17 protein-coding genes are annotated in these 14,378 nt (G+C 59.3%); 10 read left to right on the forward strand and 7 right to left on the reverse strand.

Annotated features, from left to right (window positions below; translation table 11 throughout):
* Window positions 1-98: 98 nt before the first annotated feature.
* Together ACLEIV_RS05770 and ACLEIV_RS05775 are read right to left on the reverse strand one after the other, a co-directional pair.
* Entirely contained in the window at window positions 99-1,475 is a 1,377-nt protein-coding gene (locus ACLEIV_RS05770; RefSeq protein WP_410455708.1) for a class II fumarate hydratase, read from the reverse strand.
* A 41-nt stretch (window positions 1,476-1,516) separates the two neighbouring features.
* A complete protein-coding gene (locus tag ACLEIV_RS05775) occupies window positions 1,517-1,894 on the reverse strand; it encodes an acetyl-CoA sensor PanZ family protein (protein WP_410455709.1) in 378 nt (125 codons plus the stop codon).
* Between the two features lie 183 nt (window positions 1,895-2,077).
* Here ACLEIV_RS05775 and ACLEIV_RS05780 point away from each other — a divergent pair, with 183 nt between their 5' ends.
* Complete coding sequence (locus ACLEIV_RS05780) at window positions 2,078-2,641, forward strand: gamma-glutamylcyclotransferase (protein ID WP_410455710.1); 564 nt, start codon at window positions 2,078-2,080, stop codon at window positions 2,639-2,641.
* Window positions 2,642-2,691: 50 nt separating this feature from the next.
* Window positions 2,692-2,943 (forward strand): YkgJ family cysteine cluster protein, encoded by a 252-nt coding sequence (locus ACLEIV_RS05785; protein ID WP_410455837.1) that lies wholly within the window; start codon window positions 2,692-2,694, stop codon window positions 2,941-2,943.
* 19 nt (window positions 2,944-2,962) lie between these two features.
* Here ACLEIV_RS05785 and envC read toward each other — a convergent pair whose 3' ends face one another.
* Together envC and gpmM are read right to left on the reverse strand one after the other, a co-directional pair.
* Window positions 2,963-4,192, reverse strand: a complete 1,230-nt coding sequence (gene envC / locus ACLEIV_RS05790) for a murein hydrolase activator EnvC (RefSeq protein ID WP_410455711.1) — start codon at window positions 4,190-4,192, stop codon at window positions 2,963-2,965.
* Window positions 4,193-4,202: 10 nt separating this feature from the next.
* Window positions 4,203-5,735, reverse strand: a complete 1,533-nt coding sequence (gpmM, locus tag ACLEIV_RS05795; RefSeq protein ID WP_410455712.1) for a 2,3-bisphosphoglycerate-independent phosphoglycerate mutase — start codon at window positions 5,733-5,735, stop codon at window positions 4,203-4,205.
* 215 nt (window positions 5,736-5,950) lie between these two features.
* Between gpmM and ACLEIV_RS05800 the strand changes: the two genes are divergently transcribed.
* The 3 genes from ACLEIV_RS05800 to gpsA are packed head-to-tail and all read left to right on the forward strand — an operon-like array spanning window position 5,951 to window position 7,894.
* On the forward strand, window positions 5,951-6,379 hold the full coding sequence (locus ACLEIV_RS05800; protein ID WP_410455713.1) for a rhodanese-like domain-containing protein: 429 nt from the start codon (window positions 5,951-5,953) through the stop codon (window positions 6,377-6,379).
* 31 nt (window positions 6,380-6,410) lie between these two features.
* Window positions 6,411-6,890, forward strand: coding sequence for a protein-export chaperone SecB (secB, locus tag ACLEIV_RS05805; RefSeq protein WP_410455714.1), 480 nt, complete (start codon window positions 6,411-6,413; stop codon window positions 6,888-6,890).
* Window positions 6,890-7,894, forward strand: coding sequence for an NAD(P)H-dependent glycerol-3-phosphate dehydrogenase (gene gpsA / locus ACLEIV_RS05810; RefSeq protein WP_410455715.1), 1,005 nt, complete (start codon window positions 6,890-6,892; stop codon window positions 7,892-7,894). Before secB ends, gpsA begins: the two co-directional genes overlap by 1 nt.
* A gap of 71 nt (window positions 7,895-7,965) precedes the next feature.
* Here the strand turns inward: gpsA and nfuA are convergent, their stop codons facing one another.
* On the reverse strand, window positions 7,966-8,544 hold the full coding sequence (nfuA, locus tag ACLEIV_RS05815; protein WP_410455716.1) for a Fe-S biogenesis protein NfuA: 579 nt from the start codon (window positions 8,542-8,544) through the stop codon (window positions 7,966-7,968).
* Between the two features lie 71 nt (window positions 8,545-8,615).
* Window positions 8,616-9,311, reverse strand: a complete 696-nt coding sequence (locus ACLEIV_RS05820; RefSeq protein ID WP_410455717.1) for a phosphoribosyltransferase family protein — start codon at window positions 9,309-9,311, stop codon at window positions 8,616-8,618.
* Between the two features lie 28 nt (window positions 9,312-9,339).
* Between ACLEIV_RS05820 and bioH the strand changes: the two genes are divergently transcribed.
* On the forward strand, window positions 9,340-10,110 hold the full coding sequence (gene bioH, locus ACLEIV_RS05825; protein WP_410455718.1) for a pimeloyl-ACP methyl ester esterase BioH: 771 nt from the start codon (window positions 9,340-9,342) through the stop codon (window positions 10,108-10,110).
* A gap of 30 nt (window positions 10,111-10,140) precedes the next feature.
* Here the strand turns inward: bioH and ACLEIV_RS05830 are convergent, their stop codons facing one another.
* The gene (locus ACLEIV_RS05830; RefSeq protein ID WP_410455719.1) at window positions 10,141-10,752 is read right to left on the reverse strand and encodes an isochorismatase family protein; all 612 of its coding nucleotides are present in this window, start codon (window positions 10,750-10,752) and stop codon (window positions 10,141-10,143) included.
* Between the two features lie 136 nt (window positions 10,753-10,888).
* Between ACLEIV_RS05830 and ACLEIV_RS05835 the strand changes: the two genes are divergently transcribed.
* The 4 genes from ACLEIV_RS05835 (at window position 10,889) to ACLEIV_RS05850 (ending at window position 14,006) form a co-directional block, all read left to right on the forward strand.
* Window positions 10,889-11,884, forward strand: a complete 996-nt coding sequence (locus ACLEIV_RS05835) for a GlxA family transcriptional regulator (RefSeq protein ID WP_410455720.1) — start codon at window positions 10,889-10,891, stop codon at window positions 11,882-11,884.
* 208 nt (window positions 11,885-12,092) lie between these two features.
* Complete coding sequence (locus ACLEIV_RS05840) at window positions 12,093-12,413, forward strand: hypothetical protein (RefSeq protein ID WP_410455721.1); 321 nt, start codon at window positions 12,093-12,095, stop codon at window positions 12,411-12,413.
* Window positions 12,414-12,436: 23 nt separating this feature from the next.
* Complete coding sequence (locus tag ACLEIV_RS05845) at window positions 12,437-13,186, forward strand: ferredoxin--NADP reductase (RefSeq protein WP_410455722.1); 750 nt, start codon at window positions 12,437-12,439, stop codon at window positions 13,184-13,186.
* A 103-nt stretch (window positions 13,187-13,289) separates the two neighbouring features.
* Window positions 13,290-14,006, forward strand: a complete 717-nt coding sequence (locus ACLEIV_RS05850; RefSeq protein WP_410455723.1) for a YebC/PmpR family DNA-binding transcriptional regulator — start codon at window positions 13,290-13,292, stop codon at window positions 14,004-14,006.
* Window positions 14,007-14,378: the final 372 nt, after the last annotated feature.

Here is a 14,378-nt window from a genome sequence, read left to right on the forward strand (position 1 = left end):
GAGCGTACATGGATGTATTCATAGCGTGTCGGCGGAGCGGGCACTTTGTCCGACGTTTACACAGCAATGAAATAGATCGTTTGTTTAATGTGACCGAGTTACTCCTGTTGGCTGCCTCTGGTCAGCGTCGCCGGATCCAGCAGCTGGCGTAATTCCTGTTCCGATAGTTCGGTTTCTTCCAGCGCGACTTCCAGTATCGGCCTGTTTTCCGCATAGGCCTGCTTGGCGATGTAGGCCGCCCGGTCGTAGCCGATCACCGGGTTGAGGGCAGTCACCAGAATCGGGTTTCTGGCCAGGCTCCGATCGATATGCGGCTGATTGACGGTAAAGCCCGAGATGGCGTCGGCCAGCAAGGGGCTGCTGTTGGCCAGCAGTCGGGTCATGGTCAGCAGATTGTTGGCCACCAGCGGCAGCATGACATTGAGCTGGAAGTTGCCGGACTGGCCGGCCACCGTGATGGCAGCGTCCAGGCCAATTATCTGGGCTGCCACCATGGCCACCGCCTCCGGGATCACCGGATTGACCTTGCCGGGCATGATGGACGAACCCGGCTGCAGGGCAGTCAGCTGAATTTCCGCCAGACCGGTGAGTGGGCCCGAATTCATCCAACGCAAATCGTTGGCGATTTTCATCAGGGCCACCGCCAGGGTCTTGAGCTGCCCCGACAGTTCTACTGCCGTGTCCTGACTGCTCAGGCTGTAGAAATAGTCTTCGGCCGGACAGAAATCGAGCCCGGTGTGCCGGTTGATATAATCGCAGGCCAACTGGGCCTGTCGCGGATCGGCGTTGATACCGGTGCCGATGGCGGTGCCGCCCAGCGCCAGTTGCTGCAGCCGGCTCTGAAGCCCTTCCAGTCGTTCTCGGCCATAACGTATCTGGGTGGCCCAGCCGCCCAGTTCCTGATCGAAGCGCAACGGCATGGCATCCATCAAGTGGGTACGGCCGGTTTTTACCTGACACTGCAGCTGCTCTGCCTTGGTGAGGATGACCTGTTCCAGCTGGTGCAGGGCCGGCAGCAACTCACGGCTCAGGCTGAGGGCGGCGCTGACATGAATGGCGGAAGGGATGACATCGTTGGAGCTCTGGCCCATGTTGACGTCGTCATTGGCGCCCACCGCCTTGCCCAGGCGGGCGGCGGCCAGGTGCGCCAGCACCTCGTTGACGTTCATATTGGTGCTGGTGCCGGAGCCGGTCTGGTAAATATCGATGGGAAAGGCATCCGGGTGCCTGCCTTCGATTATGTCGCCGGCAGCCTGAATAATGGCGTCGGCCTTGTCTTGATCCAGTCGGGCCAGCTGGCCGTTGGCATGGGCGCAGGCCGCTTTGATGCGGGCGATGGCATCAATAAAGGCCGGAGGCAGTTGCTGGCCGGAGATCGGAAAGTTGTTGATGGCGCGTTGGGTCTGGGCGCCATAGAGGGCGTGATCAGGCACCTGTATTTCGCCCATGGAGTCCCGTTCGGTTCTCATCTTCATTACCGTCTCCTTTTGCCGTCGACCTTTCTTGGTCCAGGCCGCTATTTTGCTAGGTAATAGCTTAGCATTCCTGCCTGGGTGCCGAAGCCCTCACTGGTTAGAAAGGCGGCGAGCCCGGCTCTTTGTTCTTCCGGGGCCTGGGCCGGGTTGCAGTCAAGCCGCTCTAGTCCGGCCGCCGCCGCTTCCAGCCTGATCTGGCGCAGCAGCTCCCGGCCAATGCCCCGGCGACGGGTAATATCGCGCACCGCGATAAAGTCGAGCCGCTCCTGCCGGCGCCAGGCCAGGGCCACGGCCTTGTCGTTGAAGGTGGCGAGATAAAATACCGCCTGCTCGGGCAGGGCTCTGCCCTGCAAGATGATGTCGGCATGATGACGATGAATGGCCGGTAGCTGCTCCAGGCAGTGAACGGTCAGGCGCATGGTGAACATCCTGTGTCATAAAAAACGCCATTTTACCACGAAGCTCAAGCCCTTCGGACGGTGGTAAGTCTTAATGTAAGCGATCAGCCAAAGACAAATAGCCTGTCGCTTTCGGATTTTGATATTCTTTGTCGCTGATTGCCTAACGCCGATGGCTTCCGGCTATGTCTCAAGAGGTTTGCCATGACATTTGACACCAGCCAACATAATCTCCGCATGACTCACTTCGACCGGCACGATTCTTTCTGGCTGTTCGGCTACGGCTCTCTGATCTGGAAGGCCGACTTCCCCTTTCTGGAGCGCAGGCCGGCCTGGATCCACGGTTGGTGCCGCCGGTTCTGGCAGGGCTCTCACGATCATCGCGGCACCCCGGATGCTCCCGGGCGGGTGGTGACCCTGACTCGCGATCCCTACGCTCGCTGTGACGGCATGGCCTATCGTATTCGCCCCGAGGTGCTTACCCAATTGGATATGCGGGAGAAAAACGGCTACCTGCGCGCACTGGTGCCGGTACATTTCGATGCAGAGCAAGCGGTGGAAGGGCTGATTTATCTGGCTACCGAAGATAATGCTGCCTTTCTGGGCGAAGCCCCGCTGCAGGACATGGCAGCGCAAATTGCCGGCGCTCACGGCCCCAGTGGCAGTAACCGGGATTATCTGCTTAATCTGGCCGAGGCGCTGGTCAGGCAGGGGGTGCAAGACCAGCATGTATCGACATTGGCGGCGCTACTGACGAAGCCGGCCTGACCCTGGTGGCGTCACAGGGTATACTGGCCGGTCAGTCGAGAGGTGATGTGATGGAATGTCGAAGCAATTGTGGTGCCTGCTGTATTGCCCCCAGTATCAGCGGTCCGCTGCCGGGCATGCCCCATGGCAAGGCCGCCGGTGAGCCCTGCCTTCACCTGCTGGACGATCTGCGTTGTGCGCTGTTTGGCAAGCCGGAGCGGCCGGCGGTGTGCGGTACTTTCAAGGCGATGGCCGATGTCTGCGGCACCGGTCAGGCCGAGGCGTTATGGCTGATTGCCGAGCTGGAGTCGGCGACCTGCTAGCGTGAGGAGAGCGTTAATCTCAGCCCCGTGTCAGCCAGGGCTGGGGATCGATGGCCTGGCCCCGATAGCGGATTTCGAAGTAGAGGCCGGGTTTGTCCTGGCCGCCGCTTTCGCCACTCAGGGCGATGGGCTGGCCGGCCTTGACCTTGTCACCGGGATGGCGCAGCAGAGATTGGTTGTGCCCATAGAGGCTCATATAACCCTTACCGTGATCGATGACCATCACCATACCGAAACCACTGAGCCAGTCGGCGTAAACCACCTGGCCGTTGGCGATGGCGCTGACTTCCTTGCCGGCCGGGGCGCCGATCAACAGGCCTTTCCAATTCAGCTGGCTGGTGCGGGCGGCACCGAAGCGATGAATAAGTGATCCCTTGAGCGGCCAGGGCAGGCTGCCCTTGGCCAGTCCGGCGAAGTTACCGTTGAGCTTGGCGACCACCGGCGTTCTGCCGGAGCTACCTTGCTGGCGGGCCAGCCGATTTTGTTCGGCCTGTTCCCGGGCGGCTCGCTCCCGGGCTGCCTGTTCTCGGGCTGCTCTTTCCTGGGCAGCCTTGATTTGTTGTTCCAGGTGATTGGCCGCCTGTTGCAGGTTGGTCAGGCGCTGATTGCTCTGATCCAGGGTGGCATTGAGCTGTTTGGCGGTCTGGCTGCGTTTGGCCTGCTGATCGCTCAGCTTTTGCCGTTCGGTCTCTTGTCGAGCCAGCAGTTGGTTGAGCCGGTTGCGGCTCTGCTCGGCCCGACGGCGGTTGTCGGCCAGTAGCTCGCGGGTGCGAGCCAGCTGGTGCAGGGCGTCGGCCCGCACCTGGTTGAGATGGGCATAGTAATGCAGCAATCGCTCTATCTCGGTGCTGTCCTGGCCGTTGAGCAGTAATTTCAGGTAGTCGTGACGGCCATTCTGATAGGCGGCCCTGAGTTGTTCCGCCAGCAACTGTTGCTGGTGCTCGGCCTGTTTGCCCAGGGCCTGGTGTTCTTTGTCCAGCCGGGCGAGAGCGACTTCGTTTTCTTTCAGCTTGTGCTGAGTCTGGTTCAGTTCCCGGGCCAGGCTGGAAATGGCTTTTTCATCTTTGGCGAGTTGTTGCTGTAATTGGCCCAGCTGCTTTTTCTGTTGCTGTACGTTTTGCTTCTGGCTGGTGATCTGACCCTGAACGTTCTTGAGATCCTTGCTGTCATCCGCCCAAGCGAAAGCACCGGCCATCAGGCCGGTGCTTATCCATAATAGTAATGAACCGATCAGTCGTTGTTTGCCCATATGGGCCTGATTATTTCAGAACCATCAGAGGCTTGCCAGTCATTTGCGTGGGTGTTTCCATCCCCATCAGGCTCAGCATGGTCGGTGCCAGATCCGAGAGCCGTCCCTTCTCTGCCGGAACGGCATCGCGGCCCACGTAAATCAGCGGCACCGGCAGGTTGGTGTGGGCGGTTTGTATCTGGCCGGTCACCGGGTTGACCATCTGCTCGGCATTGCCGTGGTCGGCGGTGATCAACGCCTCGCCGCCCACTTCTTCCAGCGCGGTTACCACGCGGCCGATGGAACGGTCTACCGCTTCACATGCCTTGACCGCCGCCTCGAACACCCCGGTGTGGCCGACCATGTCGCCGTTGGGATAGTTGCAGATGATGACGTCATACGCCTGGCTTTTGATGGCGGCAACCAGCTTGTCGGTGAGCAGTTCGGCATTCATTTCCGGCTGCAGATCGTAGGTGGCCACCTGGGGGCTGGGGATCAGCTCGCGCTGTTCGCCGGAGAAGCATTCTTCCCGTCCGCCGTTGAAGAAGAAAGTGACATGCGCATATTTTTCGGTTTCGGAAATACGCAGTTGAGTCTTTCCGTGCGCCGCCAGCCACTCACCCAGGGTATTGGGCAGGGACTCGGGCGGATAGGCGCAGGCGGTATCAATGTCGGCGGCATATTCGGTCAGCATCACGAAGTGGCTCAGGGTCGGCCGACTGGTGCGTTTGAAGCCGGTGAAATCATCCTGCACGAAGGCACGGGTCAGCTCCCGGGCCCGGTCGGCGCGGAAGTTCATGAAGATAACCGCATCGCCGTCCTGCATGGAAACCGGCTCACCTACTGTGGTGGCCTGGACGAACTCGTCGTTTTCTTCCCGAGCGTAGGCGGCCTGCAGCGCCTCGACACCGGTGGCAAAGCGATGCTCGGCCCGGCCCTGGGTCAGCAAATCATAGGCGTTTTGTACGCGATCCCAGCGATTGTCTCTGTCCATGGCGAAGTAGCGACCCACCACCGAGGCCAGGCGGCCCTTGCCCAGCTCGGCAAACAGGGTGTCGAACCGTTCGATGGACGTCTGGGCTGAACGGGGGGCGACGTCCCGGCCATCGAGAAAAGCATGCAGATAGATGTGTTCGGCACCGCGTTCGGCGGCCATCTTGATCATGGTGGCTATCTGATCTTCATGGCTGTGCACGCCACCGGCCGATAGCAGGCCCATGATATGCACGGCCTTGCCCAGACCGGTGGCGCCGTCCACGGCCGCGGCCAGCACCGGATTGGTAAAGAAGTCCCCGTCTTCGATGGCTTTGTCGATACGGGTCAGATCCTGATAGACAATGCGGCCGGCACCGATGTTGACGTGACCGACCTCGGAGTTGCCCATCTGGCCTTCGGGCAGGCCTACGTCATGACCCGAGGTGGAAATCAGCATCGAGGGGTGCTGTTTCATCAGATTGTCGAGCACAGGGGTATGTGCGGTGTGAATGGCGTTATGTTCCGTTTTTTCACTATAACCCCATCCATCCATAATGATGAGAACCAGGGGCTTTTTGGTCGAGTTCATAGTGTAAACCTATGTTGTTATTTGAACGTTGAGGTCGAAGAGGCCGAAACTCTCGCCATATTACTACAGTTGCCGATTTGGTCTCCAGCCGAAGACCGACGGCAATTCCGGCGGAGAAGATGGAGAGGGGCGATTGGGCCTCGGGCTGCTGTTATTTACCGATGCCACATGTATACTCGGGCTTTTCCGTATTTTGACTCGAAAGAAGTAACATTATGCAAGAATACCTCGATTTTGCCGCCAGTCATCCCATGCTGAGCATGGTCTGGCTGGGTCTGGTTGCCGTAATCATCTATATGACCCTTATGTCTAAACTGACCAAGGTGCAGTTAGTCGCCACCCAGCAGGCGGTGCTGCTTATCAATAAGCAAAACGCCGTGGTGGTGGATGTGCGTACCGCCGAGGAATTCCGCAAGGGGCATATTGCCGGTGCCATTAACGTGCCCGCTGCTCAGCTCAAGGCCAACAACCTGAACCTGATTGAAAAGTATCAGGACAAGCCGTTGGTGCTGGTGTGCGAAACCGGCATGACCACCGGTGGTGTCGGCCGTCTGTTGACCAAGGCTGGTTTCAAACAGGTTCACGCCCTGCGTGGCGGCATGGCAGACTGGCGTACCCAGAACCTGCCGGTAACCAAACGTTAATCTTTCAACGCATAAAAATAAGGATATCTTCATGGCCGAATCAGAAAATGGCGCCAACACCGAGGCCCAGCAGCAGGTTGAATTTCAGATCCAGCGCATTTATCTGAAAGACGTGTCTTTCGAAGCGCCGTCCACGCCGCTGGTATTCCAGAAAGAATGGAAGCCCGAAGTAAAGCTGGATCTGGATACCAAGAGCGCTCGCCTGGGTGACAACGTATTCGAAGTGGTACTGACCCTGACCGTGACCTGCCAGATGGGCGAAGGCGAAACCGTTTACCTGTGTGAAATTCAGCAGGCCGGTATCTTCACCATCGGCAACATGGCCGAGCCGCAACTGGCCCACTGCCTGGGTGCCTTCTGCCCCAACATCCTGTTCCCTTATGCCCGGGAAACCGTGGGTAGCCTGGTGGGTCGCGGTTCCTTCCCGCAGCTGAACCTGGCGCCGGTGAACTTCGATGCCCTGTTTGCCGCCCACGTACAGCGTGCCCAGCAACAGCAGGCGGATGCCTGATGCACAAGGATGCCGCCATCTCGGTTCTGGGTGCCGGCTCCTATGGTACGGCACTGGCCATTGCCATAGCGCGTAATGGTCACCAGACCCTGCTGTGGAGCCACAGGCCCGAGCAGGTGGTCACCCTGGCCGCCGATCGTTGCAACAAGGTCTTTCTGCCTGACGCCACCTTTCCCGACAGCCTCTGCCCGGCAGCCGCGCTGGAACAGGTGGTGCAGGCCAGCCGTGACCTGCTGGTGGTGGTGCCGAGCCACGTGTTTGCCGATGTGCTGAAACAGATAAAGCCGTTTTTGCGTAAAGACAGCCGTGTCGCCTGGGCCACCAAGGGTCTGGACCCGACCTCCGGCAGTCTGTTGCAGGATGTGGCCCGAGATATTCTGGGTGACCAGGTTCCGCTGGCGGTGTTGTCGGGCCCCACCTTCGCCAAAGAGCTGGCCATGGGTCTGCCCACGGCCATTTCGCTGGCTTCCACCGATGACGACTTTGCCGGCGATCTGGCAGATTTGGTGCACTGTGATCGCTCGTTCCGGGTTTATCTCAACGACGACATGGTGGGGTTACAGCTGGGCGGGGCGGTGAAGAACGTCATCGCCATCGGCGCTGGCCTGGCCGACGGCCTCGGTTTTGGTGCCAATGCCCGTACCGCGCTTATCACCCGAGGCCTGGTGGAGCTGCAGCGCCTGGGAGTGGCTTTGGGCGCCAGACAGGAAACCTTTATGGGGATGGCGGGGCTGGGTGATCTGGTGCTGACCTGCACCGACAATCAGTCGCGCAACCGCCGTTTTGGCCTGGCCCTCGGTCGGGGACTGGAGGTGCAGGCCGCCATGGCCGACATCGGTCAGGTGGTGGAAGGCTATCGCAATGCCGCCGAAGTGCATCAGCTGGCGGCTCGTTACAGTGTGGAAATGCCCATTTGCGAGCAGGTTTATCAGGTGCTGTATCAGGGCAAGAATGCCAGAGAAGCGGCCATTGCCCTGCTGAGCCGGGATCGCAAGGCGGAATAATTCGCCTAAGCAACAGCCGCATACAAAAAGGGAGCCATAATGGCTCCCTTTTTACTATCAGAGTGATGAACTCAGTAGTAGGAGTGCTCGCCGCGCTCATGATCGGTGGCATCGCGCACGCCGGTAATTTCGCCGGCAAACAGTTCAAGCAACTGTTTTTCGATGCCATCTTTCAGCGTGACATCAATCATGGAACAGCCGTTGCAGCCGCCGCCGAACTGCAGAATGGCCAGGCCGTCCGGCGTGATTTCGGTCAGCACTACCTTGCCGCCGTGGCTGGCCAGCCCCGGGTTGATCTGGGACTGCAGCACATATTCGACTCTGTCTGCCAGCGGCGCATCATCGGGCACCTTGGCCATTTTGGCGTTGGGTGCTTTCAGGGTGAGCTGAGAGCCCATCTGATCGCTGACAAAATCGATTTCGGCGGCGTCCAGGAAAGAGACGCTTTGCTGATCCACGACCGCCTCAAAACCTTCGAACGGTAAATGCATATCGTCGTGATCGATAGCATCGGGCGGGCAATAAGAGACGCCGCATTCGGCGTTGGGGGTGCCCGGGTTAACCACAAACACCCGGATATTGGTGCCTTCCGGCTGTTGCGACAACAGTTTGCGGAAGTGTTCCTGGGCGGTTTCGGAAATCGTAATCATCGCTATCCTCGTAAACCTGACTAAACAACTCAACTTTTATCATACCCTTGTTGTCGCCACTTGAATAGTCGTCAGTGCTCAAGAGTCCGACAGGCTGCCCACACCTCCACCCGGCTTACTCCTTGCCGGTGCAACAGCCGGGTCAGCTCGGTCATGGTGGTGCCGGTGGTGATCACATCGTCCAGCAATGCCACGTGTTGATACGGTACCGCTCGGGCGGCGAAGGCGCCGTGCAGATTCCGTTTTCTCTGGCGGCGGTTGAGGTGGGTCTGGGATGCGGTGGAGCGAAGTCGACGCAAGATCCGGGTATCCACCGGTATATCCAGTATCTCGTGCAGGCCATGGGCGATTTCGGTAGCCTGGTTATAGCCCCGGCAGAGCTGTCGCCACCAGTGCAGGGGCACCGGCAGAATAGCCTCCGGGTAAGGCGGTGCCAGCCGTCGGGCCAGCAACTGACCGAGCAGGCGACCGTTTAGCGCTCGCTGATGATATTTGAGATCGTGGATCAGGCGAGGGTGGGGCGATTCGAAGTCGGCCAGCACCTGCATCCGTTGCCAGGGCGGGGGGCGGCGCTGGCACTGTCCGCAGTGAGCATCTGCCACCGCCAGCGGAAAGGCGCATTGCGGACAGGGGCGCTCCAGCTGCGGCAACTCGTCCCGACACTGGCGGCAGATCAGTGCCTGTTGCTCGCAGTCATGTCGGCACAACAGGCACTGGCCCCACCAGAGAGAGCCGGATTGTAAGCGGGCGGTCAGCCGTCTTATCATGGCGGTATCAAGATAACGGGATTTGCTGATGAGTGTATATGTAGAACGGCGCGGCCGGGGGCCGGAGCTGGTGTTGTTGCACGGCTGGGGCATGAATGGTGCCGTCTGGCAGGGGCTGGCTCAGCGGCTGGAAGCGGACTTTCGGCTGCATCTGGTCGACTTGCCGGGTTTCGGCCACAGCCCGGCGCTGCCTGTGCATGCCAGCCTGGATGACTGGGCCACCGCCGTGCTGGGTGCGGTGCCCGACCAGGCGTCCTGGCTGGGCTGGTCGCTGGGCGGGCTGGTTGCCACCCATGCCGCCCTGCGGGCGCCGGCACGAGTACGCAGTCTGATCACCCTGGCCAGCTCACCCCGGTTTGTGGCCGAAGACGACTGGCCGGGCATCAAGCCCGCCGTGCTGTCGGGATTCGAGCAGCAACTGGCCGAGGATCACCGGCAGGTGGTCAATCGCTTTCTGGCGCTGCAGGCGATGGGAAGCGAGCATGCCCGGGAAGACATTCGTCAGCTGCGTGACAGCCTGGCCCAAAAACCGGCGCCGGATCCGGCCGCGCTGGCCGCCGGTCTGGCTTTGCTGGGAAGCGTGGATTTGCGTGGTTGCTTGAGCCAGCTGCAATTACCCATGTTGCGCCTGTATGGCCGGCTCGACGGCCTGGTGCCGAAAAAAGTCATTGCCCTGGTCGATGCCCTGGCTCCGCACAGCCAAAGCCATGTTGAGCTCAGGGCGTCTCACGCTCCCTTTATCTCGCACCCGGACGCCACCGCCGAGAAAATCCGCGTTTTTTTACAGCCTGCCTGCTGATCCCGGCATGCGGGATCGGCAGGCAGCGGCTTAAACCAGCGGTAGCGCCAAAATGGCATCTGTGGTCTGAACATCGGCGAAGGTGTCGCTCAGCGTGACGAGTGAGGCCTGGTGCAGCACGGCATAAGGTACCGTTTTGCCGTCGTCACCGGTCAGATCGCGGGTGGCGCAGGCGTCGTCGGCAACGATGACATCATAGCCCAGCGGCACCGCATCGCGGGTCGCCCCGGCTACGCAGGCGTGAGTCATCAGGCCGCTGATGATCAGGGTGTTGATGCCTCCGGCCTTGAGCTGCGCGTCTATGTCGGTGGTCGGGAATACGCTAACCGATGATTTATGCACCACCACATGATGCTTGGCAGGCTGAATATCGGCATGAAAGGCAGCGGTCTCGCCGTCTTCGGCAAAGATCGGAGCGCCGGGAGGGGTAAGGTGCTGCACGTGAAATACCGGCATTCCCGAGGCATCGGCCATGGCTATCAGCCGGTTCGCGTTGTCGAGTGCCACCTTGCCCTCGGGGATCGGCAGCTTGCCGGTGAAATACTCGTTCTGAAAGTCGATTACCAGCAGCGCCGTGTTGTTACGGTTGATACTTTGGGTCTTGGTGGCGCCGGTAATGGCTCTGATGGTTGGGTGGTTCATGGTCGTGATCCTTTTGGTGGTTGCGTTCAGGAATGAAGGGCTGGTGGTGTGCCGCCCTTGTGTGTAATCACTCTATCGCCTACCCTCGATGCGAAACAGTGTCCCAAGTGACAACAACCGATGGGATTGGGCCAACATGACATCTTCTTCTGAACATCGCATTGCCGTCGTCGTCTTCGATGGCATCAGTCCCTTTCACCTTTCCGTGCCCTGTGCGGTGTTTGGTGATGATCTGGCTCGGCTCGGGGTGCCGCGTTACGATGTGGTGGTGTGTGCGGAGCAGGCGGGAGCCATTGCCACACGGTCGGGTTTTTCGATTAATGTTCCTCACGATTTGTCGGCACTGAACACTGCCGATACGGTGATCATTCCCGCCTGGTTCGATCCGGACGAACGCCCCTCAGAGGCTTTGCTTGATGCCCTGCGTGCGGCGCATGCGCGCGGTGCCCGTCTGGTGGGGCTGTGTCTCGGAGCCTTTGTCCTGGCCGAGGCCGGGTTGCTCGATGGTCGCAGAGCCTCCACGCATTGGGTCTGGGCCGGTGATTTCACCCAAAAATATCCCGATGTCAGCTTCGACTTCGATGTGCTCTATGTCGATGACGGCGACATTCTCACCTCGGCCGGCACCGCCGCGGCAATTGACTGCTGTATTCATCTGGTGCGATGCGACCACGGTGCCGATGTGGCGAACCGTCTGGCCCGTCGCTTGGTGACCGCCCCGCATCGCGGTGGTGGGCAGGCTCAGTATATCGAGCAACCGTTGCCCCGGCCCGTCGACTGCGATCGTCTGACGCGGGCCATGGACTGGGCTACGGACAACCTGACGCAACCGGTTGGCCTGGACTCGATGGCAGAGCAGGCGGTCATGAGCCGGCGCAACTTCTCCCGTCAGTTTCGCAAGGCCACCGGCACCACGGTCAGCCACTGGCTGCTGGCGCAGCGGCTGGCCCTGGCCCAGCGGCTGCTGGAAACGAGCGAGATCAATATTGACCGGGTGGCCAGTGATTCCGGATTCGCATCGACCGTCAGTTTCAGGCAGCATTTTTCGGCCGCATTCTCGATCTCTCCGGCGGCCTACCGAAAGCAGTTCAGAAGTGCCTTTGTTGCATCTGATGCCAAAAAGGGCGAATGACACTAAGCGGATGGGCGCAAGCAGCACTCGAAACGACGGCGGATAAGTGCTCGGTGTCCCTCATCGGTGGCTGGCTTGTAGTCAGTGAGCGAGTAAGTCAGGCACAAGGACCCGGCTATCGGTTGCGGCACTGAGGCCGAAGGTGCGGCAAAGAGGCCAAATCAGGCGACAGCGACCATAATCAGGTGATTCATGCAGGGAGGTTGCGATGGCAATACCGGTGATCTTGCCCAATATGGTGCCTAATCTGGTCCAGCCCGGCACCGAGGCGGCCCAGGCCGACCAGGCGCGTCGCCCGGCGATACCGGTGATCACGGCGGTGCAGCCTTATGTGGCCATTCGGCCGCGCCATCAGGATCGGGAGCGAAGCCGGCGTCAGGCGGCCCTCGAGCTCTGGCTGGGGCTGCACCGGGGCGAAGCCTGTTCTATTGGCGCCAGCCCCGCCATGAGCCATCGGCTCGATGTCATTAACCGGCGTTACCGTCACCCGGAGGAGCACGTCGGCATCGAGCTGGATATTGAAGCCTGAGCCGGGTAGAAGGAGTGTCGGTCATGGCCGGTTATCAGCTTAAACTCAAGCGCAAGCAGCAGGTTGCCGAAGGCACCCTGGCATTGTATTTCGACAAGCCCGATGATTTCAGCTTCAAGGCCGGTCAGTGCGTCCGCCTGGGGTTGGTTGATCCGCCCGAAACCGACGGTGAGGGCAGCGGTCGTATTCTGTCCCTGGCTTCAACCCCCACCGAGCCTGAACTGATGGTGGCCACCCGCATCAGAGACAGCGCCTTCAAGCGGGTGCTGAACACCCTGACATCGGGTGCCGAATTGACCCTTAAAGGTCCCTATGGTGACTTTACTCTGCCCGCCGATCCGTCTCGGGAGCTGGTGTTCATTACCGGCGGCATCGGCATCACACCGGTAAGAAGCATGCTGCTGCAGGCCATAGCGGAGAACCAGGCCGATACTCGCGCCGATGAAAATAAGGGCCGGAAGATGACGCTGTTTTATGCCAATCGACGGCCGGAAGATGCCGCCTTTCTCGACGAATTGGCCCAGGCCTGTGCCACCGACCCGTTCTGCACCCTGGTGGCGACCATGAGCCAGGCCGACCAGTCGGTACAACACTGGCAAGGGGAGCGTGGCTATGTAGATGAAGCCATGCTGGGCCGCCATCTGACGGACGTGACCAAGCCCCTTTATTACCTGGACGGACCGCCGGGTATGGTGGCGGCGATGAAAATCATGCTTGTTGATGCCGGTGTCGCCGAAGATCGGCTGCGTACCGAGGAATTTGCCGGTTATTGACGATGACGGGCAGAAAAACAGGGCGGCAGGGAACATGAAAATAGATCTGGTGCTTTTCTGTGTGTAAAATTCGCCCTCTTCCGATGAACAACGAGACCATCCCATGGGCAGAGCCTATCAAAACCGCAAAGAATCCATCGCCAAAACGGCGAATGCCAAGAGCAAGGTCTACAGCAAGTACGGCCGTGAAATCTACGTTGTCGCCAAATCCGGCGGTGCCGACCCGGACGGCAACCTGACTCTGCGCGGCCTGATCGAACGCGCCAAGAAAGACCAGGTGCCTGCCCATGTCGTCGAAAAAGCCCTGCAAAAAGCTACCAGTGGCGCCGGTGAAGACTTTTCGCCCGCCCGTTACGAAGGCTTTGGCCCCGGCAACTGCCTGGTGATCGTGGATTGTCTGACCGACAACCCCAACCGTACCATCGGCGATGTGCGCCAGTGCTTCAACAAGGTCAAGGCCAAAATCGGTACCTCCGGCACCGTCAGTCACATGTTTGATCATTGCGCCATTCTGGTTTTTGCCGGCGATGATGAAGACGCCGTGCTGGAAGCACTGATGATGGCCGACGTGGATGTGACCGATGTAGAGCAGGAAGACGGGAAAATTACTGTGTTTGCGCCTCACACCGAATACTTCAAGACCAAGCAGGCGTTAACCGAAACCTTTGGCGACATCGATTTTGAAGTAGATACCATTCAGTTTGTGCCCCAGAACACCGTTGAAGTGACCGGTGACGATGTGGCTCAGCTCGAGCGCTTCCTCGACATGCTGAACGACGTGGACGACGTACAGAACGTCTACCACAACGCCGAGTACTGAGCCGGCAGCATTCACGCCAGTGGTAATCGAGAAAACCCTCCTCCATGGAGGGTTTTTTTATGCTCGGAAGGTATGCGCCAGCTCACAATTTCGATAACAAACAAAAAACATTTGATGCACAATTGGTGGTCTGTCTGACTCTCTTGTCTTTTATTTCTGGTGGTTTTATCCATATGAGTTTGGTGATAATTTTCTTATTAATCATGCTTATATATTCCACCTGGATAGGATGGACTGGGTCGCTGGCGCGAGCCTTGAGTCACATTCACAACATATTGCCGCGTTGAAAACATGTTTACAGATCGTTAACGATTGTTCTATTGTTTCAATCGTTAACAATAAATCTATATGTTCGTAAACAAGGAGCGCGCA

The organism is Oceanisphaera submarina, from assembly GCF_046521305.1.
GTDB classification, from domain to species: Bacteria; Pseudomonadota; Gammaproteobacteria; order Enterobacterales; family Aeromonadaceae; genus Oceanimonas; species Oceanimonas submarina.